This window comes from Gemmiger formicilis (assembly GCF_016900095.1).
Classification (GTDB): domain Bacteria; phylum Bacillota; class Clostridia; order Oscillospirales; family Ruminococcaceae; genus Gemmiger; species Gemmiger formicilis_A.
On sequence record NZ_JACJJP010000002.1, the window covers coordinates 116,570 to 137,584 of the forward strand.

The following is a 21,015-nucleotide window of genomic DNA, read 5'->3' on the forward strand; positions in this document are numbered from 1 at the left end:
GGGAGAGTGAATTCTCCCGGGGCGGTCTTTTGTTGATGACTTTTGGCGGGAAAGGGTGGCAAACAAAACCCCACCCGCTCTGCGTGTGACAGAGTGGGTGGGGGTGGAACCCTTAGAGGTCGCTGCAAGCGGTTTGCGGGCGAGTCAGGCGCAGGGTTCGGGTCTGGTTGGGGACCAGAGAGATCCGTCCTTCCGGCAGGGGGCCGGGCAAAGGCGTTTCATCCAGCTGGGCTTCCCCCGCTAGAGCCCAGCCGCCGGTAAGGGCGGCGGACTGTTCGGCGGCCGTGCTATTGTAGCACCGCAGAAGCAGATGGTTCCCTTGTTCTTCCTTTTTCATCGTGCTCATGGTCAGCTGATCGTTGTCCAGGGCAAGCAGGCTGTAGGTGTAGGGGGTGGACTGGGTGGGGGTGTTCAGCTTCATGGCGTTGTAGGGCATCTTGTTGTAGGTGACCACCGGGGTGGTATACTCCTTAGCCATCTGCTGCACATGGGCCCGGTCGGCGGTCAGAGCCAATTCGTAGGTCTGTACCCCGTGCATCTGGGAAGCAGGGGTTTTCATCCGGATGCCGGAGGGGCGGCCGGGTCGGCGGTACAATTCTTCCTTGCCCAGCAGGCCCACGCAGCGGAACAGGGTCACGGCGATGGTGGAATACTCTTCGCCCACCAACTCATACTCCCGCACAGAGTTGGTCAGCACACACAGGCCTTTGCCGCTGTCCTGGGCCACATAGCTCAGGAAAGGATAAATGGCATCAGGGCGCTCGGACCAGTGCTCGGCTTCCCAAACATCCATGGCGTCGTCCCGGGCAGCCCGGGTGATGGAACCAAACTGGTTGTCGCTGACCGAACAGCGGGCGGCCAGGCGGTTGGGAATCAGCAGACGTACTCTGTGATCATCGGCCTGGTTATCGGCGGTGATGTGCAGTTCAATATTCCGGGAATGGGCGCGCAGTACGACATGGATGGTGAAGTCCACCGCACCGTCACATACTTTCGCCCGGCGGGAATCCAGATTGGCAGGCACCGGCAGATGCAGGGCAATCGCGGCCTCGTCCAGCAGGGCGTGGCGGGTCACGGTATGCTGTGCCGCGGCATCGACGCTGGTCAGGACCCAGTCCTCGGGCAGGGGGGAGTAATCGTACTCGTCGCCGTCGTCGCTGCCGTCCTCCACAAGGAGTACATTGTCGTAAACGGTACCGTCGGTTTTGTCTGTGACGGTCAGGGTGCCGTTGGGAACAATGGTGATGTGGTAGTATTCGTTTTCCAGGCAGTCAGCCGGAGCAGCGGGCTCCAGCAGAACCGGGGCCTCGCAGGGCTGGACAAACCAGGTGCGGTATCCCATGGAAGGCAGGTCGGCCTCCATGGCGATGTCATACCGCACAAAGGGGGCATAGTTGCCGTAATGGACGATCTGACGGTCGATGAGGCCTGCATCCACCACCTCGCTGTGGCGGATCTCGTATGGATGCTCCCGGCCGTCCTCATCCCGCAGGGCAAACTGCTTCATACGGGTGATGACCGACCCGGTCACTACACCCGAGCGGGGGTAGGGTAGAGTATTGAAAGCGGTGAATTTGTCCAAGCCGTGTTCCATATCCATGGCATCCACGATTTTGCGCTTGTAGAAGTCGATGAGCCGGTCAGTGCGCTCCTCCGCCAGGAAAAAGCGGTCGGCGATAGCGCGGTGGACCTTATCGGAACAACAGCAGCCCATGGAATCGTGGGCATGGTTCTTGAGAATCTCTTTCCAGATGGCTTCGATCAGTCCGTGGTGGTACTCAAATCCCAGACTGTAGGCGATGGAAGCCAGCGGTTCCAGAATGTTGGTGATTTTGTTCTCAATGCGGGTGTTGGCAGATTTCAGATCGGCGCGGGTGGAATAGATGCTGCGGTGTACCCGCATGTATTTTCCGTCCAGGAATTCCCCCCGCAAAGTGTCCAGGGAAGGATTTTTCTCCACCTCCTCGAAGACCTCCTCGTACCGGCCCAATCTGGTGGTGCGGCCGGGGTAGCAGGCTTCGATCTGCTTCATCACCTCGGTAATGTTTTTCTGCAGGGGCATCTGGTCATGACCGTTGGGCAGCAGAATGTGATCGGTGGTAGCGCCCCGGTCCAGCACCGGCAGATACTTGTCCATGCGGTCCCGCAGGGCCTGCGGTTCGGTGGGCAGATACTTGCCGATGGCGTATCCCAGGGGCAGCAGCTGCACAGTCAGGCGGGCATGGTCATCCCCTTCCCAGATAAACTCCGTCTTGTCGGAGCCCATCCGCTCGGAGGTACCCCGCCAGAACATACACCGGGTGATGCCGAAGCCGTTGAGAATCTGGGGCAGACGGGCTGTCTGGCCGAAGGAGTCCGGCAGATACCCGATCATCATCCGGTCGCCGAAGGGTTCGCAGTCCAGCTTGCCGTACAGAAGATTGCGCAGGATGGACTCACCGCCCACCACCATCTCATCCGTCTGGGTATACCAGGGGCCGATGATCAGCTTGCCGGCCCGGACCAGGGCCTCGATGCGTGCCCGGTTTTCGGGGCAGACGCTGAGATAATCTTCCAGCACGGCGGTCTGGCCGTCCAGCACAAAGCAGGGATAGTCCGGGTCCTGTTCCAGCCTGGTCAGGACTTCTTCCATATCATTCACCAGCAGGATCTTGGATTCTTCTGCGGTGAAGTACCACTCACGGTCCCAGTGGAAGTGGGGGACCACATGAATTTGCGATGCCATAGAATGCTCCTTGTGGTTGTCAGAGAATAATCAGTGATGGGCTTTGGCCAGCTTGGCTTTGCGCAGAATCACCAGCAACAGGGTAGAAACGGCGGCACCTGCCACAGCGGCAAAGAACCAGATGAGGGCGTTGGGCAGGATGCCAAGGCCGTCCTTGAGCAGGAACATGGAGAAGATGCCCGCACCCGGCACGTCCAGACCAATGCCACAGCTGCCGATGATGGCGCCGGTGACCGCGGAACCGATGCACAGCGAGGGAATGACCCGCAGAGGATCAGCCATCATGAAGGGGATGGCACCTTCGGTGATGCCGGCCAGGACCAGCAGCCAGGTGGAATTGCCGGCTTCCTTTTCTTCCTTGGTGAACAGGCCGCCGAACAGTTTGGTGGCAGCGGTGACGGCGAAGCCGGAAACCATCTTGACGGAGGCGAAGGCGGCGTAGGGCATCAGGATGCCTTCGGCCATGGCGCCCACACAGAAGGTGTAGGCTGCTTTGTTCACGGGACCGCCCAGGTCAAAGGAAACCATGATACCCAGGATCGCGCCCAGCAGCGCGCCGTTGGAGCCGCTCATGGAGCCCAGCATGTTGATCAGGGCGGTGTTGATGGCGGCCACCGGTTTGCCCAGGACAAGGAAAATGGCAATGCCGACCATGATGGTGCTCAGGACCGGATAAACCCAGAAAGACACGAAACCGGCCAGGGTGCCCTTGGCGGGAATGACCTTGCGCAGCCCGCGCACCGAGTACCCGGCCACCAGGCCGCCCAGCATGCCGCACAGGAAACCGCCACCGATGAGGTTGGCGGCAATACCGGCTGCAAAGCCGGGAGCCAGGGCGGTCTTATCGCCCAGAGAGTAGGCCATGTACGCGGCCAGAACCGGAATCATGATGGTGCCCAGCATACCGCTGCCCATCTGTTTGAAGTAGTACATCCAGGTGCCTTCGGTGGCGGCAAAGTCCTGCAGCCCGAAGCCCTGGGCGATCAGTACGGCGAAGGCGTTGATCATGCCGCCGGCCACGATGATGGGGATGATGTAGGAGATGCCGGTGAGTACCGCACTCTTCACATCGCTCAAAAAGCTGCCCTTGCCGCCGGCAGCGGGGGCGGTTTCACCCTTGTATTCGCCCTTGGCGGAGGTTTTAGCCAGTTCCAGGGCGGCGCGGATCACGCCTTGGGCATCCTTGATAGGGGCGGCCACACGGGTCTTGTAGGTGGGCAGATGGGCAAACCGCTCGCTCTCCTTCACGGCAACATCCACAGCAAAGATGGCGGCATCCGCATCCCGCAGATGTTCAGGAGTCTGGCGGCCTTCCACGCCATTGGCACCCTGCTTTTCCACATAGACTTTCACGCCCATCTCCTCGCCGGCCTTTTCCAGGGCGTCGGCAGCCATGTAGGTGTGGGCGATGCCGGCCGGGCAGGCGGTCACGGCCACGATGGTGTGGGTGTAGACCTTGTTGTCGTCCGGCTTGGAAGGTTCTTTCTGCATGTTCAAATTGTTATAAATTTCGGCGGGGGTCTTGGCGCTGCGCAGCATGTTCAGGAATTCTTCGTCCTGGGTGCGGGTCATCAGGGCAGCCAGGACATCCAGGTGTGTGCTGCCGGCTTCCGCCGTGGGGATGGCCAGCAAAAACACCAGAGTGACCTGGTTGTCCTCTTCCATGCTTTCCCAGTCCTGCGCCGGCTTCTTCAGCCGGGCAAAAGCGAAACTGGCCTCTTTGACCGCGTCGCTTTTTCCGTGGGGGATGGCCACGCCGTCAGAAATGCCGGTCTCAGACAAAGCTTCCCGCGCCATGACATCCTTCCAGAATTGTTCCTTGTCGGAAATCTTTCCTTCTTCATACAGGCGGTCCACCAGCAGGCGGATCACATCCAGTTTGTGTTCCAGCTCGCAGTCCAGAACGATCAAATGTTCGTTGGTGATCTGTTTCAGATCCATTTTCCTATACACCCTTTCAATCACACTCAAAAGATGTTGCGGCCCCAAAAGTTCTGATCAGCTACTTTGTATTTGCAGTATAGCATGGCTTTTCGTCAGAGAAGGTGATTTGGAGAAATGTACACAATGTTTTCCAAAAGTTTGAAAAAATTACACGAAAAAACCAAAGCCCCCGGCTTTCTCACCAAGAAAACCGGGGGCTTTGGAGATATAAAGACCGCTATATAGGGCTTATGAGCGCCGCAAGTCAGGAAAAACTGTAGTTTTTCCAATAGGTTTCGCTCAGCAGGCGGATCACCAGCATCAAGCCGATGCGGTCGGTCACGTTGTACCCCTGCATCATGCGGTGCTCTCCCCAGAAATAGAGGTTGCAGTCACAGACAGAAACCAGCGGGTTGTTTTTCATATGGGTGATGCTGATGGTGGAAAGGCCCCGGGACTTGGCGTTTTTCGCCATATCCACCAGACGCGGGTTTTCACCCCGGGCGCTGATGACCACCAGCAGGTCCCGGGCGTCGGCATGGTCCACCGCATAGATCATATCGTGAATCTGGGTGTAGTACTGAACGTTGCAGTCCACGCAACGCAGATTTTTCCCCAGGAGTTCACAGTAGATGTTGGAATCCCCCACGCCGGCCAGAATACAGCTCCGGGCCTGGTGGATGAGCTCTGCGGCTACCTGCAACTGGTTGGTGTCGATCAGGTCCAGCGTTTTGACCACGCTGTTGGGCAGCATGTCCATCATCTGGCGGCCGAGGGTTTCTTCCCGGGGATGCAGTTCGCTCTGAATGGAAAATTTCAATTCGGCAAAGCCGCTGTAGCCAAGCTTTTTGGCAAAACGCATAATGGAATTGGGGGCAACGAACAGCCGCTGGGACATCTTCTGGATGGTCAGAGTCAGAACTTCCTCCCGATGTTCCCGGATGTACAGCAGTAGTGTGTCGTCGGTTTCATTCAGAGAGTCTTCCACCGCCTGGACCCGCTCGTCAAAGGTCATGCCGGCACCTTCTTTTCCTGTAATTTGTCTTGCAATCGTTAAAATCAGTGTATCGTATCCATGGTGAAAAGTCAACGCGTTTCCCCGGCATCGTCAGCCTGCAAGGCCAGGTACAGCAGGGCGGCATCCTGGAAGCTCCGCGGGTCCAGCCCGCAGCAGTCACGGATGTGGTTCAGGCGGTACTGCAGGGTGTTTTTGTGGATAAACAGAGCGGCGCAGGTTTTCTGCAGGGACCTGTCCTGGGAAAAATAGGCGCGCAGAACTTCCTTGTCCTGCGTGGACAGCGGTGCCAGGGTCTTGTGCAGCAGTGCCTTGCGGGTGTCCGGGTGAAGGTCGGCCAGAACCAGCTCCCAGGTCAGCTCATCAAACAGGGCATAGGGTTCCCGGTCCGGGGACAGGCTGTGGCAGGCGGTGCGCGCCGAAGTCAGAGAGGCGGCCAATTCTCCCAGCGGGACAACTTTCCCCACACCGATGCGGCAGCGGCCTTGTTCCGTGCGGGCAAATCCCTGCAGGGAGGAAGCGGAACGGGCAAAATCTTCTGCGTCCAGGGCGGCGACCAGCTCATTCGGGTAAGAAAAGTGGTACAGTTTTGCGCCTGCGTTCCGGCATACAGCCTCGGCTTTTTCCAGCAGCCGGGTCAGCGGCTGGCCTTCCTCCGGATACAGGAGCAGCAGCATAAGACGTTTGGGGGTGGTGGGGTCCACCCCGAATTCCCGCAGCAGATCTTCCAGATAAGCGGGATTGGCCGTTCCCGGATGGATCAGTGCGTCTAGGGCGTACCGGCGCTTGTCCGCCTGGGTGCGGCCGTATTCGTTCAATTCCTGCTCCCGCACCAGAAGCAGGGTGATCCGCTCGGCCAGATGGGCGTATTGCCGTACTTTTTCCGGCTGGCCGGTGATGCCGATGACGGCCACCAGCTGCCCTTGGTACAAAACCGGGAGATTGATGCCGGGCTGGCTTGCGCCACGGGTCCGGGTGACTTCCTGCACGGTCAGACTCCTGGCCGCGGCACGTCCGGCCTCATGCAGGGTCCCGATGCGTTCCGGCCGGGAACTGGCCAGGATAATGCCGTCCCGGCGGATAAAGTTCACGTCCTGGCCGCAGATATTCTGAACCGTATCCACAATCTGCTGGGCCAACAATGGGTTAATCTCATGCGTCATTTCTTTTCCCTTTCATCCGTTGCTTTTTTCTATTTTACCACGAATTGTTATCTATGCCAAAAGAAGAAAAAAATATCCGAAAAATATGGTATGAGGAACATGGCGGAGGAAGGGAAATTGCACTATACTGAAGGCAAACAAACGGAAAAGGAGCATGTCCTATGAAGATTGTGGTTGCCATTGATTCTCTGAAAGGGAGCCTTTCCTCTCTGGAAGCCGGGCAGGCCATTCGGGAAGGGGCTCTGCGGGCCGATCCCCAGGCGGAAGTAGTGGTGCGCCCGCTGGCCGATGGGGGAGAGGGAACGGTGGAAGCCCTGGTCGCCGGGATGAACGGCACCCGGTGTCAGGTTCTCGTGACCGGCCCCATGGGTGAGCCGGTGGAATGTACATACGGCATCCTGCCGGACGGACAGACCGCTGTGGTGGAGATGGCCGGCGCGGCGGGCATTACCCTGGTAGACCCGGACCGGCGGGACCCGATGCGGGCGACCACCTATGGGGTGGGCGAGGTGCTGCGGGATGCAATCGGCCGTGGCTGCAGTCGTTTCCTTGTGGGCATCGGTGGCAGCGCTACCAATGACGGCGGTGTGGGCATGCTGCAGGCTTTGGGGTATGAGTTTCTGGACGAATCCGGTCAGCCCATCGCCCCCGGTGCGGCCGGGTTGGCGGAGCTGTGCACCATCCGGACGGACCATGTGCTGCCCCAGCTGGCCCAGTGCAGCTTCAAGATTGCCTGTGACGTCGTCAACCCCCTGTGCGGTCCCCAAGGATGCAGTGCGGTGTACGGGCCTCAGAAAGGAGCCACCCCGGCTATGATCAAGAAGATGGACGACTGGCTGAACCGGTATGCCGTTCTGGCCGCCCGGCTGTGCCCAGGCAAGGCAGACCCGGACCATCCCGGCGCCGGCGCGGCGGGCGGCATGGGCTTTGCTTTTTTGGCTTTTACCAACGCAGTTCTGGAGTCGGGCATCGACATCGTTCTGGCAGAAACAGACCTGGCCTCTTATGTCCGCGACGCCGATCTGGTGGTTACCGGGGAAGGGCGCCTGGATGGCCAGTCCGCCATGGGAAAAGCTCCGGTGGGGGTGGCCCGGCTGGCCAAGCAGTACGGCAAGCCGGTGGTTGCTTTTGCGGGCAGTGTGACCCCGGACGCCGTTGCCTGCAACGGGGCGGGGATCGATGCCTTTTTCCCTATCCTGCGTGGGGTCAGTACACTGGAAGAGGCCATGGCCCCCGACAATGCCCGGCGGAACCTGACCGATACAGCGGAACAGGTCTTCCGGCTCTGGAAAACTGTGGGTAAAAGATAAAACGGATGGACCAAACGAAACGGCACACTGCCACAGCGGTGTGCCGCTTTGTTGTGGGGCGGGTAACGACTCAGCCGTTGACAGCGCCGCAGGTAAGCGGCCACGTCCGCCTTGGCGATCTTGTAGCAGCGGGTGCGCTTGCCGGTGTGGAGGCAGGGCACCAGCCCGTTCTGGAGTAGGTAGAGCGAGGTGCGGGTGCCGATGTGGCAGGCAATGCGGAAGTCGTTGCGGCTCATGGGATCGGGATAGGGCGCCAGCAGCGCGTCGATCTCCTTTGCCAGCCGGTCTTGAGAAATAGTTTGTTCGTTCATGGTCGGATTCTCCTTTGATGATATTCGGACCCGGAGAAACCGTATCTGTACGACAAGATTCTTGAATTTTGGGGCGATTTTCTCGCCTGCGGGGAAATTCTGCGCCGGGACAAACCGGCCAGAACCTGCCCCGGCGGGCCGGATGCCCTGCCGGTTATCTTGCACGGCATCTTGCATTTTTCCCGGAAGGCGTTGCTTTTCGCCCCAAAGGGCGGTACTATACTTTTACTTGTACCCACGCGGTTTTCTGAGCGAATGTGCCGGGAATCTGCGTGGTGTGGTCAAAATGGGCCGGACGAAACGGCCTGTTTTGACCCTGGGGGAGCACAGACGGCATTGGGGTGACAAAACTCGAAATGCTTTAGGTCTCGAGAGAGGCGCGTGGGTTCGACTCCCACCATCTCCGCCAAATGGGGAGGCAAGGACGGAAACGTCCTTGCCTCCTGTTTTTTAGGAGGCAGAAATGGCACCTGTTACCAAAGAGCAAGCCCTGAAAAGCGCGTTGGCATCTTCTGCGATGGAAGGTTTCCCGGTTACGTCGGAAGTGACGCGGAACTGTCAAAGGTTGCTGAATGGTGAGTGGGATGTAAACGATCTGGTTGATTCTGTTCTGAAAAAGGCGAGTATCCACAAGCGCGCCTTACTTTTGTAGCCTTGTTCCACATAAACCGTCTGGCGGTATTTAACTGATTAACAAAATTGTAAGGGGCTGTGGTTGGAACCTTTCTTGAACCATCTTGTGGTAGGAGTAATGCACCGATCCACAACATCCCTTACAGTGTAGCACAGCCCTTGGAGAGGGGCTCTAAAAACTACTACTCTATAATACAAGGATGAATGGACGATGAAAGGCTGGGGCGCCGACTACAACGATGCCCAGAGCTTCCTGGAGCTGTTTGAGACCGGAAACACCTACAACGACTGCCATTACTCCAACCCTGAATACGACAAGCTGATGGAAGAAGCCTCCAACAGCACCGGTGACGACCGCATCGCCCTGATGCAGCAGGCCGAAAAGCTGCTGGTTTCCGACGACGCCGCCATCGGCCCCACCTTCTTCCAGACCCGCAGCTGGGTTTGCAAGGACAACGTCACCGGCATCGTCCGCAACGGCGTGGGTCTGCGCTGCGATTATAAGTGGGCGGATATCGCCTGATCCCCATTTTCCCATGGCGTGAAATCGAAGAGGCTGTTGCGTGAAAACGGTAACAGCCTCTTTGTATCCCGGGATGAATCCGGCCGTGGTCGAAGACACCCACATTCCATCTAGAGTTTAAGGAGACAACTATCATGAATCAAGTTTCTACCAGCAAAGCCCCCGCCGCCATCGGTCCTTACTGCCAGGCTGTTGTGCACAACGGTCTGGTGTTCACCTCCGGTCAGGTCCCGCTGGACCCGGCCACCGGCAGCGTGGCGGGGGCACCATCGAACAGCAGAGCCGCCAGGTGTGCGAGAACCTCAGCGCCGTGCTGGCCGCTGCCGGTTCCGGCATGGACAAGGTGATCAAGACCACCTGCTTTTTGAGCGATATGGGCAACTTTGCCGCCTTCAACGACGTCTATGCCGAATACTTCACCCAGAAACCCGCCCGCAGCTGCGTGGCGGTGCGCACCCTGCCCAAGAACGTGCTGGTGGAAGTGGAATGTGTTGCGGTGGTGGACTGAGATGGGCATCCGAGAAAAACTCAATTCCCGGTTTGCCCCGCTGCAGGGCGGGTTGTTCCTCAACGTGACCAAGGCGGACGTGGGTGAAGGCACCGGCAACTTCCAGAAAGCCGGCGGCGACGTCATGGCCTGGGCCGATCCCTTCTACCCAGACCCCAGCATTCCCGAATCGGTGAAGGAAGCCATGCGCCAGGCGCTGGAGAGCGGCATCCCCGCCCACTACACCATGCCCATCGGCATGCTGGAACTGCGCCAGGCCCTGGCGGAACATATCACCGAAACCACCGGCCTGCCCATTGACCCCAGCCGGAATGTGATCGTCACCCCCGGTTCGGACAGCGGGCTGCTCTACGCCATGATGCCCTTCCTGGAAGCGGGGGATGCGGTGCTGGTTCCGGACCCCAGCTATCCCTCCAATTTCCTGGACCCGGCGCTGCTGGGAGCGGTGCCGGTGCCGGTACCGCTGCGGGAAGAAAACAACTATCAGCCTGAAATTGAGGAATTCCGCAAGCGCCTTACCCCCAAAACCAAGATGGTGCTCATCACCCATCCCAACAACCCCACCACCACCGTCTTCCGCCGTCAGGCCATGGAAGAACTGTGCCGGTTCATCGTGGAAAATGACCTGATCCTGGTCAGTGACCAGGCCTTCCAGGACCATATCTTCGACGACATCGAGTTCGTCCATCCCGCCACCCTGCCGGGCATGTGGGAGCGCACCCTCACGGTCTGCTCCATCTCCAAGGGCATCGGGCTGTCCGGGTTCCGCATCGGGTACATCTATGCCAACGATGTGATCATGGACACCCTGTACGGCGGTGCGGTGAACGTGCTGGGCGCCCCCTGCACCCTGTCCTCCATCGGGGCCATTGCCGCCCTCAAGGACCGCCAGCACCTGGCGGACGTGTACACCCGGCTGGAACGCCGCCGCCGGCAGGCCTATGATATCCTGCACGACGTGCCCGGCGTGACCATGAAGATGTCCGAAAGCGGCATTCTCTCCTGGCTGAACGTTTCCCGCCTGGGTACCGACGAGGAGGTGTGCACCCGCCTGCAGGAGGAGGCACGCATCCTGGTCAACCAGGGTTCCCCGTACGGCAGTCAGGGCAAAGGCCACATCCGCATCGTCACCGCCTGCTTTGCCTCGGATGAGGAGGCCGCCCGGCGGTTTACACGCATCCGGGATGTGCTGCTGAAAATGGCGGCGGAAAAAGGGCTTGTCTGACCGGAACGGACATCCTTTTTCGGGTAAGCCGCCGGCTTTGAAGATTCCCGGCAGCGCCCGCCCCACCGGTTTCCCCTGTGCCCATACAACAAAGAGACCCGTCCCCGCAAGGGGGCGGGTCTCTTTGTGTATTTTCTTGCCAGCGTGCACCAAAGGGGGTACAATAGAAACAAACGGACAGGGAAAGAGGAGAGAGCCATGACCTACATCACGGTGCAGCAGGCGGCCCTTGCCTGGAGCATCACCGAACGCCGGGTGCAGAAATACTGCACCGAAGGCCGGATTGCGGGGGCGCGCAGGTTCGGCCGGTCCTGGCAGATTCCCGCCAACGCCCCCAAGCCGGAGGACGCCCGCCGCCCGGCCCCGCCCCGTGCCAAGGGAAAGGCCGGCCGGTCCCGCATCCCGTCCAACGCCACCCTCATGCCCCTGATGAACACCCCCTTCCGGCCGGGGGAATGCCGGCAGTTGCTGGAGGAGGTGCCCGACGGCCCGGCCAAGGAGATCGCCACCGCCGAATACCTCTACTTCAGCGGCCGGGCGGAGCAGGCCGTCTGCCGGTTGGAGCGGTATCTCACCTCCCGCAGCCGGGACACCCGGCTGTCCGCCTGTCTTTTGTACGCCTTTGCCAGTTTGTCCGGCGGGTGTATTCCCCAGGCGCGCCGTGCCCTGGCCGAGGTCCAGAAAACCCTGGCCGAAGACCCCGAACCTGGGCGCAACGCCGCCGCCCCCTTTGTGGCGGCCACGGCGTCGGTGCTGCTGCACCTGCCTCTGCCCGACGGGACGCCCCCCGCCCGGGACTTCCTGCCCCTGCTGCCCCCGGGGCTGCGGGCCTTTGCTTTGTATGTGCAGGCCCACTACCTCTACCTGCGGGAGGAATACCAGAAGAGCATCGGCATGGTGGAAGCCACCCTGGCCATGGGGGCGGAAAGCTATCCCATCCCGGCCATCTACCTGCATCTGGTGGCGGTGATGGATTACATGAGCCTGCGCTGCCCCGAACAGGCCCAGAAACATCTGCTGGCAGCCTGGGACCTGGCCCGCCCCGACGACCTGATCGAAGGGTTCGGGGAACACCACGGACTGCTGGGCGGCATGCTGGAAGCGGCGATCAAGCCCCAGTGGCCGGAGGATTTCAAGCGCATCATCGAGATCACCTACCGCTTTTCGGCGGGGTGGCGCAAGATCCACAACCCCGACACCGGGGACCGGGTGGCCGACAACCTGAGCACCACCGAGTTCGCCATGGCCATGCTGGCGGCCCGGGGCTGGACCAACCAGGAAATCGCCGCCCACATGAACATGTCCTCCCACACGGTTAAGCGGTATCTGTCCCACGTGATGCAGAAGCTGAACATCACCCACCGCCAGGACCTGAAACAGTACATGCTGCAATAAATGTGCCCAAACAAAACCACCGGACGGTTTTTTCCGTCCGGTGGTTTTCGTTTAACCGTGTTTTTTTCGCCACCCCAGCCCCAGCAGCAGGACCAGCCCTGCGACGGTGCACAGCCCCCCGGCGGCGGTGCCGGGCTGGGTGTAGGTCAGGGTCAGGGTGTGGGTCCCGGCGGGCGTCTGCACCCCCACCAGATACCCAGCGGCCTCCACCTTCACCGGATCCCCGTCCAGGGTGGCCCGCCAGTTTTCGTCGTAGGGCAGGGTCAGCACCGCCAGGCCGTCGGTTTCCTTGTCGGTCTGCAGGGTGACGGCCCCGTCCCGCCAGCCGGTCACGGTGGGGGCGGCGCGCAGGGCGTCGCAGGCGGTTTGCAGAGCCTGCTCATCCAGCACTCCGAAGAGGGCGGAATCCACCTGTTCCCCCAGGGCAATCTCCACCGTCTGCCCCGCCGTCACCCGGCCCAGGTCGATGACTGCCCCGGAAGACCGTTCCAGGCTGAGCACCGTGCCTGCGTCATTGCCGTCCACCGTCAGGGGCACGTCCGCCCCCGTGCCGGTAAAGACGGCGTAGAGAATGCCGTCATGTTGGGCTGTAAAGGTGTAGGCGTCGCCCGCGCCCGCCTCCTGCCGGGTGAACAGGGGCGTGTCCTGTCCCAGCAGGGCGGAATAGAGGGTCTCGGCGGCGGTGAAGGGGTCCACCTCCTCCGCCAGCACAAAATCCCCGGCGCTGCCCGGACTCCACAGGGCCCGGGGCAGGGCGTTTTCGTTCTCGTACACCTGCCAGGGGGTGTCCAGGTCGGTGGCGGTAAAGTGGGTGGGCACCCGGCCGCCGTCCCGGTCCAGAAAATACCCGATGGAGAGCAAGCTGTCCGCCGCGGCGGTGCTGCCCCCCAGATACCCGTAGCTGGCCCCGTAGCTGCGGTAGCCCAGGGCCATGAGCAGCAGGGTGCCGGTGCCGTCCTGCACGCTGCTGAAATGGGTCAGCCCCTCAAACCCCAGCAGCATGGGGTCGTTGAGGGTGCGGAAAAAGGTTTTCTCTACCCGCAGATTGTCGGGATTGCGGTCTTCCACCGCCTGCACCGTGGCCCGCCCGTCGGACACATAGGTCCGGTAGTCGGCTACAGAGTAGACTTCAAACTGCCGCAGGGCCCACACGGCGTTGAGGGACAGTTCCCCCGCCGTCAGCACCGCCAGGGCACAGGCGCACAGCTGGCGCCGCCGTCCCGCGCTGCGGCCCCACAGCCAGGCCAGCACCAGGGCCGCCCCCAGCAGCAGGCAGGCCAGAGCCCAGCGCCGCCGGCCGTAGGTTTCCGACCGGGTGAGGAACACCGCCGCCGCCAGCACCAGGGCCAGCCCGCCCGCAGTGAACACCCGGCGGCGTGTGAGCGGGGCAACCAGCGCCCCCGCCCCCAGGCTCAGCAGCCAGAAAACCAGCAGGAAGCTTTCCCGGTAGGGGAACCAGTTGGGGGCGGCAAAGCCGTGCCAGAGAAGGTCCAGCGGCCGCCACCACAGGCTGAGCACCAGCAGGGCGGTGAGCAGGGCACAAGCCGTCTTCTCCCGCTTGGGCCGGGGGCTCACGGCGTAAAGCAGCGCCCCCGCCAGCCCCAGCATGCCGCAGTACACCGGGGGCAGGCCGGTCTGCACGTCCGCCCACACAAAGTTGCCGGTAAAGAATTTCTGGATCAGGTCGGGCAGGGCGAACTGCACCCCCCAGCCCCCGTCCAGGCCGGTGTTTTTCACCGTCAGGATCTGGGCCACGGCGGGGACCAGCACCACCCCGGCCAGGGCGGCCCCGGCCACCCCGTACAGGGCGAACCGGCCGAAGCGTTTCAGCCTTTGTCCCGCCAGGGGACGGACGGCCAGCTGCACCAGAATATACAATACGGAGAATATGCAAAGCATATACCCCATGTAGAAATTGGTGAAGATGGCGGCGGCCAGGGCCAGGGGAAAGCGCAGACCCCGCCGTCCCGCCGCCAGGTCATCCAGCCCGGCGGCCACCAGCGGCAAAAGAAGTACCGAATCCAGCCAGAGGACGTTCTGGGCGTAGGCCACCGAATAGCCCATCAGGCCGTAGCACCAGCCCAGAGGCACAAAGAGGGCACAGCGGCCCCAGTGCCGGTCCAGATACCACACAAACACCACGCTGGCCAGCAGAATTTTCAGCGCCCAGACCACACAGCACAGCCAGCCGTAGGTTTCGGGGGCAAAAAAAAGGTACAGCCAGGCGAAGGGGCTGGCAAAGTAGTAGGCAAACAGGGCAAAGCTGCCGTTCCCCAGCCCCATATCCCCGGCGTAGGTCAGGCTGCCGGTGCCGCTGCGGGCGGCATCATAAAAATGGGCGTAAAAGGGGATGTACTGGCTGTTCAGGTCCCCGGTCATCACCGAGTTGGGCCCGAAAGGCCAGTACCCGCACAGGGCGTACACCACCCCCAGAATCACCGCCATGCCCGCCGCCGTCAGCAGGCAGAGCAAAGCGCGGTGGTTCGGTTTTCGGGTCAGATGTGCCATGGTGTGTCTCTCCATCCAGCAAAAAATTCAGCGGCGCAGCCGCCCGGCCCAGTATGCCAGCAGGTCCCACAGGGCCGCCAGAACGCCGGGCAGCACCGCCAGGGCCAGGCCCTGCTCGCCCAAGGGCAGGAAGTACCGCCACAGGGGCAAAGGCGCGTTGAGGGTCAGGGCGGCGTCGGCATCCCCCAGCACCACCCCTTCGCCCCCGGCGGGGTCGATGCGCACATCGGCACACCCCTGGGGAAAGACCAGGGTCACCTGTCCTTCGCCGGAGCCATAGGCCCACACCCGGCGGCGCAGGCTGGCGTCCTGCCCGGCCTTGCCGTAATACCCCTCAAAGCCGGAAGCCGGGGCGTCAGTGGCAAAGGTCACGGAGCGCACCTCCTGGCCGGGGTCCAGCTGCAGCTGGGGGTCGCCCCCGGCGGTGACCCAGCGGCCGTCCCCGTCCTGCACCACGTCCTGCATGGAAAGGTCGGACAGGGCCAGGGTCTCGGTGTGCAGCCGCCCGGTGGCAAAGCCCAGGGCGTCCCACCCGGCACAGCCCAGGGCGTACAGCGCCCACAGCACCAGGGCCAGGGCGTACATGGTGATCATCTTGTGGCGGTTCAGCCGGGAAAGTTTCTGTTTCATGCCGCCCCTCCCACATTGCAGACAAAATCAAACCGGTCGGTGCCGGCGTTGTATTCATACACCGCCGAACCCGCCTCGCAGCCCGCCAGCCCGTCGCTGAACAGGCTTGCGTAGCCCTCGGCAAAGAGGTCGTCGGACTGTTCGATGAAGAGATAGCTGCATCCGCTGTCCAGGATGCAGTCGTGGAGTTCGTCGGCGGTGTAGGGGTGGTAGTAGAGGGTATCCTCCGCCAGGGCTCCCGGCAGGGCAAAGGTGCCGCCGCCGCCCATGTTGGTGGTGCCGCTGTAATCCAGGTACCAGGGGTACAGCTCATAGGTGTACAGGAACCACCGGCTGCCGTCGTCCCCCTGGCTCACAAAAAAGATGTGGGCATCTTCCGGCACCACGGCCTGCACCTCTTCGGCCACGGCGCGGGTCTGGCGGCGTTCGGCGTAGGCGCTGTCCCCGCAGCCGAAGACGGTGAGGGTGAAGGGAACCCGCAGCCACACCAGCCCGGCCAGGCCCAGCACAAAGACGGCAAAGCCGGTCTGCAGCAGCCCGGCGGGGCGTTCTTCCTCCATAGCCCGGAGCACCAGCGCCCCCGCGGCCAGCAGCCAGCCCAGCAGGTAGGGGTACATGTACCGCTCAAAGCCCACCAGACCGTCGGACACCTCGTCCCGGAAGACGTACACGTAGGTCAGCCCGATGAAGAAGAAGTAGGCCGCAAAGCCCCCCAGCCCCAGAACGGTGAACACCCCGGCCTGGCGGCGCAAAGGCTTTTCCCGGGTGAAGAGGGCGGCGGCCAGGGCCAGAACCACCGTAAGGGCCACCACCACCCCGAAAGGCCCGACCATGGTGGTGGTGGAGGTAAACAGGTTTTGCACCATTCCGCCCATAATCGTGGAAAACTTTTCGGTCCGGCCGATGCCCACCAGCTCCTTGCAGCCGGTGATGACCATTTCCGCCATGCCCATCTGCTGGGTGCCGCCCACGTTGGAGGTGTCGGCGGTGCTGGCGGCGGACAGGTACATCTGCCAGGACAAAAAGGACACTCCGCAGGCCACAAACAGCCCCGCGGCCTTGGCCAGGGTCCTGCCCAGCAGGGGGGCGGGGGCTTTTTCCGCCAAAGCGGAGACCACCGCGTCCACGGCAATAATGCCCGCCGCCACCAGGGCCATGGCAAAGCCGGTGTCCTTTTCCAGGCAGAGGGTGGCCAGGGCCAGGGCGGTGGGCCACAGGGCCCGGCGCTTGTTGCTGTAATACACCGCCATGGCGCCGCCGAAGGTCAGGCCCAGGGGGATATCCGACAGGCTGGAGGCGTAGAGGTCGGTGGTGCGGGTGACGTTGCCGTACAGGGTGATGAGGAAGGGCAGCAAAAACCCGAAGCCCAGGGCCGGCACCGCCCGCCGCCAGGCGCCCTTGGGCACCCCCGCCGTCAGCACGGCAAACAGGGAGAGCAGCAGGATGTCATACCCGGCCAGCACCCGCCATTCGGCGTAGGGGCCGAAGAACTGGAAGAAATACCCCAGCACGATGAGGGCGGGCCGATGGGTGCCCACCCAGGCCCAGCCGATCTCGGCGTTGACATACAGATCCCCCGAGGTCTTGACGATCTTGGCGGCGGTGCCCCAGAAGGAGAACTCGTCCCAGGTGGAGAACATGGGCTGCCGCCAGGCAAAAAAGGCCAGCAGCGCCGCCGCCAGCACCCAGAAGGCGGTGAAGCCGGGCACGTTCAGGGCCGACAGGGGATTTTTGCGGCCCACGGGGGCAAAGGAAAGCCCCCAGGCCGCCGCCGCCAGCCCGAAATACACCCACCCGGCGGGCACCAGCACCCCCAGCATGCCCGCCGCGGCAAACCACAGCATGGTGCCGCACAAAGCCACGAAGGGGGCCGAGGGGGCGGGCAGGGCGGTGCGCCGGGCCAGCAGCAGGGCAAACCCTGCCAGCGCCGCCAGCGAAACCAGACTCAAGATCAATTCCATACAAAAACTCTCCCTGTGTGGGTGTTCAGCGGGCATCCTCCCGCTTCAGGGTCAGGGCACAGCCCGCCAGCCCAGGCAGCACCGCCAGCCAGAACAGCTGCCAGCCCCCCGGGATGAAATAGGTGTACCAGGCCGGGCGCTCGTTGAGCACCAGCGCCGTCACCTGTACCTGCACCCCGGCGGTGTCCGCCAGGTCCAGGCGCAGGTTCTGCCCTGCCACCCGGGGCAGGGTGTAGGTCCAGCTTGTGCCGTCCGGGTCCACCGCGGGCCACACCCGCAGCCGGGGGGTGTAGCCCATGCCCGGCAGATGATAGTATAAATCCTTCTCGCCCCCGTCGCCGGAGTACACGGCCACCAGCCGCAGCCGCCGCACCAGGGTGCCGGGGGTCAGCAGCAGCTGGGCGTCCCCGGTGGTGCTCACCAGCACCCCGGGTTCGGTTTCTTCCATGTTCACCAGGGTGTACTGGTCGGTGTCGGCCAGGGTCACGGTTTTTTGCTCGTAGACACCCAGGGCGTAGAGTACTCCGTCCAGTGCGAAGTTGCCCGCCATGGACAGGAACAGCAGCACCACCCCCAGCAGGTACAGCGCCCGGAAGGGACGGCGGCGGGCGGCGGAAATCAGCTCTTTTGCCTTCATGCGCCCGCCTCCTTTTCCAGCGCCCCGGCGGGCACAAAGCCCCCGTCGGTGACCTCATACAGCGTCGGGCACTCTTCGGCGGCGGCCAGGCCGTCGGTGAACAGGCTTTGGTAGCTGGCCACAAAGGTTTCGTCCACCCGGGCCACCACCAGCCACTGTACATCTTCCTTTTGCAGCATGGCGGCAAATTCCGCCGCCGTGTAGGGGGCGAAATAGGGGTCATCGGCCCCGTCAGTCAGGGCGGGGTCGCCGTAGGTGGCGCCTCCCTCCCCGTACACCAGGTCCAGAGGCCGCATCGTCTGATTATACAGGAACCAGTAAAACCCCTCGTCCCCCTGGCGGATGAGGAACACCCGCTCCCCCGGGGCGATGGAAGCCGCGGCGGCCTGGGCCACGGCGCGCTCGGCGCGCACGGCGGCGTATTCTCCCCGGCGCACCCCCAGCAGGGTGAACTGGGGTTCCGCCTGCACCCCGAAGACGCAGGCAAACACCGCCCCGGTGGCCAGGGCCGCCGCCCGGCCCCACAGGGCCTTGGGGGCGGCGTCGCAGGCCAGGGCCAGCACCGCCAGGGCAATGAGCAGCCAGCCCCCGTAGTAGGACCCGAAGTACCGGGCGTAGCTGGCGGGGGCTTCGGGGGTGGAATCCTTCAGCAAAAAGGCATAGCTCAGCCAGAGCATGAGCCAGTATCCCAGAAAACACACACCGCTGCCCGCCCCCAGCACCAGGGTGCGCACACGGGCCCGGGCGTTCGGCCCCAGCAGCAAGGCCAGCACAAACAGCACCCCCACCAGGGCGGTCACCGCCAGGCCGGTGCCCAGCATGGAGACGTTGCGGGTGCAGAAGGCGGATTGCAGGGCGGTGCCGTAGTCCGCAAAAAGGGTGCGGCGGGCCTCGAAGTAGTCGGTCACCGGCAGGCCCAGCAGCAGCTTGACGCCGTTGACGGCCACCTCCGGCAGGGATGCCCCCGCCGTGTCCCCCATGCCGCCGGAAGCGGCGTTGCGCTGCACCAGCACCGCGATGTGGCGGCTCCAGGCCATGTACTGCACCAGGGGGGCCGCCAGACAGACCAGGGCAAAGCCCGCCCGGGCCGCCAGGGCTTTGATGCCGCGGCGGGAACCGGGCGCGGGGAAAAAGAGGCAGTCCAGGGCGATGAGCCCGGCGGCGGCCAGGGCCAGCACCAGGGTGTTGCTCTTGACGTTGGCGGCCAGCAGGAGTACCGGCAGCACCATAACCCGGGCGGGCAGGGGGCCGCGGCGCACCGCAAGCCAGAAGGCCACCGCCCCGCCGAAGAGCATCCCGGCGGGCATGTCCCCCAGAAATTCCAGCCAGGCGGTGCTGAGCAGGGCGGTGTGCCCCGCCACCGAAAGCAGGGTGGGCACCAGAGCCGCGCCCAGCAGTACCGGCAGGGCCACCCGGGCCTTTCGGGCGCAGCCGCCCACGGCGGCAGCCGCGGCCAGCATGGCCAGGTCCGCCGCGTAGATGGCCCGCCAGGGGGCGAAGGCGCCGTAGAACTGGAAAAAGTAGCTGAGCAGGGGCAGGGCGGGCAGCTCGGTCATCTGCCAGGGAAGCCCGGCGTCGCACAGGGTGTACAACCGGTCGTTGTCGGCCATGAGCTTGGCGGCGGTGCCCCAGAAGGAGTATTCGTCAAAGTTGAGAAAGTCCGGCTGCAGCCGGGCAAAGTACACCGCCAGCACCACCGCCAGCGCCCAGAACACCCGGGCGGCGGGGTGGCCCAGGGCCTCCCGGACCGGGTCGGGGCGGCGGGCACGCCGGGCCAGGGCGCCTTCCGCGAAAAGGCCTCCCACCCCGCCCAGCAGCAGGACCAGGGCCGCCAGGGGCAGCACCCCCAGCAGTCCCCCCGCCAGCAGCACAAGGGCCACCAGGGACAACGCCCCCAGCGGGGCGGCGGCAGGCCCCATGCCGGTGCGGCGCACCAGAAGGGTGCTGAGCCCGAACAGGGCCAGCAGCATGAGCAGCAGCCCCGACAGTGAAGCCCAGGCCATGGGCGGGCCCCCTTTCTGTGTGGAATTTTGGAAAACGAAAACGCCCCGGCCCGCGGCCCGGCGGGACCGGGGGTGGGCGGGGCGATGCAAATTTACTCGAAATCAGTATACCCCATTCGGGGGCCGATTTCAACCGCGGCCCTATTATAAAAGGAAAGCCCCGGCAAAGAAAAAGGCCGCGGCCCGGGTGGGGTCGCGGTCCTGACAGGGCCGGGGTTACCGGCAGCCGTTGATGTCGCAGCTGCGATGTTCGGCAATCTCCTCTTCCCGCACCGGGGGCTGGCCCAGCCAGGCCAGGGCGGTGTCCAGGTCAAAGGTTTTCTCGCCGTCCTCCCGCACAAACAGGGGGATGCCGATGCCGCCGCGCTCCCGCACCGGGGCAAAGATGGGGTCATGGTCCCGCAGGGCCAGAAATTCCTTCAGATTGGCGGTGCTTTCGGTGATGTCCACGTACTCCGCCGCAAAGCCCCGGGATTCCTGCAGGGCTTTGTAGTTGCGGCAGTCGATGCAGATGGGCGCTCCGTATACTTTCATAGGTCATAGGC

Annotated in this window: 15 protein-coding genes, 1 tRNA gene and 1 pseudogene; 7 read left to right on the forward strand and 10 right to left on the reverse strand. The window is 63.0% G+C overall.

All coding sequences use genetic code 11. The annotated features are described in order from the left end of the window. Nucleotides 1–112: 112 nt before the first annotated feature. The 4 genes from mngB to H6B15_RS01550 form a co-directional block, all read right to left on the reverse strand. On the reverse strand, nucleotides 113–2,725 hold the full coding sequence (mngB, locus tag H6B15_RS01535; protein WP_204645339.1) for a mannosylglycerate hydrolase: 2,613 nt from the start codon (nucleotides 2,723–2,725) through the stop codon (nucleotides 113–115). Nucleotides 2,726–2,755: 30 nt separating this feature from the next. Then, nucleotides 2,756–4,666: a PTS 2-O-a-mannosyl-D-glycerate transporter subunit IIABC gene (mngA, locus tag H6B15_RS01540; protein ID WP_204645340.1), complete on the reverse strand. Its 1,911-nt coding sequence runs from the start codon at nucleotides 4,664–4,666 to the stop codon at nucleotides 2,756–2,758. Nucleotides 4,667–4,913: 247 nt separating this feature from the next. After that, complete coding sequence (locus tag H6B15_RS01545) at nucleotides 4,914–5,663, reverse strand: MurR/RpiR family transcriptional regulator (protein ID WP_204645341.1); 750 nt, start codon at nucleotides 5,661–5,663, stop codon at nucleotides 4,914–4,916. 71 nt (nucleotides 5,664–5,734) lie between these two features. Further along, the gene (locus tag H6B15_RS01550) at nucleotides 5,735–6,826 is read right to left on the reverse strand and encodes a CdaR family transcriptional regulator (RefSeq protein WP_204645342.1); all 1,092 of its coding nucleotides are present in this window, start codon (nucleotides 6,824–6,826) and stop codon (nucleotides 5,735–5,737) included. Between the two features lie 161 nt (nucleotides 6,827–6,987). Here H6B15_RS01550 and H6B15_RS01555 point away from each other — a divergent pair, with 161 nt between their 5' ends. From H6B15_RS01555 to H6B15_RS01585, 7 genes and pseudogenes are all read left to right on the forward strand, one after another. Next, complete coding sequence (locus H6B15_RS01555; RefSeq protein ID WP_204645344.1) at nucleotides 6,988–8,136, forward strand: glycerate kinase family protein; 1,149 nt, start codon at nucleotides 6,988–6,990, stop codon at nucleotides 8,134–8,136. A 629-nt stretch (nucleotides 8,137–8,765) separates the two neighbouring features. After that, nucleotides 8,766–8,856 (forward strand) — tRNA-Phe (locus tag H6B15_RS01560). A 54-nt stretch (nucleotides 8,857–8,910) separates the two neighbouring features. After that, a complete protein-coding gene (locus tag H6B15_RS01565) occupies nucleotides 8,911–9,099 on the forward strand; it encodes an antitoxin VbhA family protein (protein WP_204645346.1) in 189 nt (62 codons plus the stop codon). Nucleotides 9,100–9,291: 192 nt separating this feature from the next. Continuing rightward, nucleotides 9,292–9,603 (forward strand): hypothetical protein, encoded by a 312-nt coding sequence (locus H6B15_RS01570; protein ID WP_204645348.1) that lies wholly within the window; start codon nucleotides 9,292–9,294, stop codon nucleotides 9,601–9,603. Between the two features lie 134 nt (nucleotides 9,604–9,737). Beyond that, nucleotides 9,738–10,111, forward strand: a pseudogene (locus H6B15_RS01575) (RidA family protein). Nucleotide 10,112: 1 nt separating this feature from the next. Continuing rightward, the gene (locus H6B15_RS01580) at nucleotides 10,113–11,336 is read left to right on the forward strand and encodes a pyridoxal phosphate-dependent aminotransferase (protein ID WP_204645349.1); all 1,224 of its coding nucleotides are present in this window, start codon (nucleotides 10,113–10,115) and stop codon (nucleotides 11,334–11,336) included. 198 nt (nucleotides 11,337–11,534) lie between these two features. Further along, the gene (locus H6B15_RS01585) at nucleotides 11,535–12,731 is read left to right on the forward strand and encodes a helix-turn-helix domain-containing protein (protein ID WP_204645350.1); all 1,197 of its coding nucleotides are present in this window, start codon (nucleotides 11,535–11,537) and stop codon (nucleotides 12,729–12,731) included. Between the two features lie 51 nt (nucleotides 12,732–12,782). Here the strand turns inward: H6B15_RS01585 and H6B15_RS01590 are convergent, their stop codons facing one another. The 6 genes from H6B15_RS01590 to H6B15_RS01615 form a co-directional block, all read right to left on the reverse strand. Next, nucleotides 12,783–15,254 (reverse strand): YfhO family protein, encoded by a 2,472-nt coding sequence (locus H6B15_RS01590; protein WP_430661821.1) that lies wholly within the window; start codon nucleotides 15,252–15,254, stop codon nucleotides 12,783–12,785. A 12-nt stretch (nucleotides 15,255–15,266) separates the two neighbouring features. Next, on the reverse strand, nucleotides 15,267–15,869 hold the full coding sequence (locus H6B15_RS01595) for a hypothetical protein (RefSeq protein ID WP_204645352.1): 603 nt from the start codon (nucleotides 15,867–15,869) through the stop codon (nucleotides 15,267–15,269). Beyond that, nucleotides 15,866–17,830: a hypothetical protein gene (locus tag H6B15_RS01600; protein WP_204645355.1), complete on the reverse strand. Its 1,965-nt coding sequence runs from the start codon at nucleotides 17,828–17,830 to the stop codon at nucleotides 15,866–15,868. Before H6B15_RS01600 ends, H6B15_RS01595 begins: the two co-directional genes overlap by 4 nt. 25 nt (nucleotides 17,831–17,855) lie before the next feature. Then, entirely contained in the window at nucleotides 17,856–18,467 is a 612-nt protein-coding gene (locus H6B15_RS01605; protein ID WP_204645357.1) for a hypothetical protein, read from the reverse strand. Continuing rightward, nucleotides 18,464–20,470 carry a hypothetical protein gene (locus H6B15_RS01610; RefSeq protein WP_204645359.1) on the reverse strand — a complete coding sequence of 669 codons (2,007 nt, stop codon included), beginning with the start codon at nucleotides 20,468–20,470 and terminating at the stop codon, nucleotides 18,464–18,466. The genes H6B15_RS01605 and H6B15_RS01610 overlap by 4 nt, the downstream gene beginning before the upstream one ends. Before the next feature lie 216 nt (nucleotides 20,471–20,686). Then, nucleotides 20,687–21,004 carry a hypothetical protein gene (locus H6B15_RS01615; RefSeq protein WP_204645361.1) on the reverse strand — a complete coding sequence of 106 codons (318 nt, stop codon included), beginning with the start codon at nucleotides 21,002–21,004 and terminating at the stop codon, nucleotides 20,687–20,689. Between the last annotated feature and the right edge of the window lie 11 nt (nucleotides 21,005–21,015).

What these genes read in the sequence shown, in the direction of transcription:
- mngB (WP_204645339.1), bottom strand. Translation starts at nt 2,725, where the DNA reads ATGGCATCGCAAATTCATGTGGTCCCCCACTTCCACTGGGACCGTGAG.
- mngA (WP_204645340.1), bottom strand. Translation starts at nt 4,666, where the DNA reads ATGGATCTGAAACAGATCACCAACGAACATTTGATCGTTCTGGACTGC.
- H6B15_RS01545 (WP_204645341.1), bottom strand. Translation starts at nt 5,663, where the DNA reads ATGACCTTTGACGAGCGGGTCCAGGCGGTGGAAGACTCTCTGAATGAA.
- H6B15_RS01550 (WP_204645342.1), bottom strand. Translation starts at nt 6,826, where the DNA reads ATGACGCATGAGATTAACCCATTGTTGGCCCAGCAGATTGTGGATACG.
- H6B15_RS01555 (WP_204645344.1), top strand. Translation starts at nt 6,988, where the DNA reads ATGAAGATTGTGGTTGCCATTGATTCTCTGAAAGGGAGCCTTTCCTCT.
- H6B15_RS01565 (WP_204645346.1), top strand. Translation starts at nt 8,911, where the DNA reads ATGGCACCTGTTACCAAAGAGCAAGCCCTGAAAAGCGCGTTGGCATCT.
- H6B15_RS01570 (WP_204645348.1), top strand. Translation starts at nt 9,292, where the DNA reads ATGAAAGGCTGGGGCGCCGACTACAACGATGCCCAGAGCTTCCTGGAG.
- H6B15_RS01580 (WP_204645349.1), top strand. Translation starts at nt 10,113, where the DNA reads ATGGGCATCCGAGAAAAACTCAATTCCCGGTTTGCCCCGCTGCAGGGC.
- H6B15_RS01585 (WP_204645350.1), top strand. Translation starts at nt 11,535, where the DNA reads ATGACCTACATCACGGTGCAGCAGGCGGCCCTTGCCTGGAGCATCACC.
- H6B15_RS01590 (WP_430661821.1), bottom strand. Translation starts at nt 15,254, where the DNA reads ATGGAGAGACACACCATGGCACATCTGACCCGAAAACCGAACCACCGC.
- H6B15_RS01595 (WP_204645352.1), bottom strand. Translation starts at nt 15,869, where the DNA reads ATGAAACAGAAACTTTCCCGGCTGAACCGCCACAAGATGATCACCATG.
- H6B15_RS01600 (WP_204645355.1), bottom strand. Translation starts at nt 17,830, where the DNA reads ATGGAATTGATCTTGAGTCTGGTTTCGCTGGCGGCGCTGGCAGGGTTT.
- H6B15_RS01605 (WP_204645357.1), bottom strand. Translation starts at nt 18,467, where the DNA reads ATGAAGGCAAAAGAGCTGATTTCCGCCGCCCGCCGCCGTCCCTTCCGG.
- H6B15_RS01610 (WP_204645359.1), bottom strand. Translation starts at nt 20,470, where the DNA reads ATGGCCTGGGCTTCACTGTCGGGGCTGCTGCTCATGCTGCTGGCCCTG.
- H6B15_RS01615 (WP_204645361.1), bottom strand. Translation starts at nt 21,004, where the DNA reads ATGAAAGTATACGGAGCGCCCATCTGCATCGACTGCCGCAACTACAAA.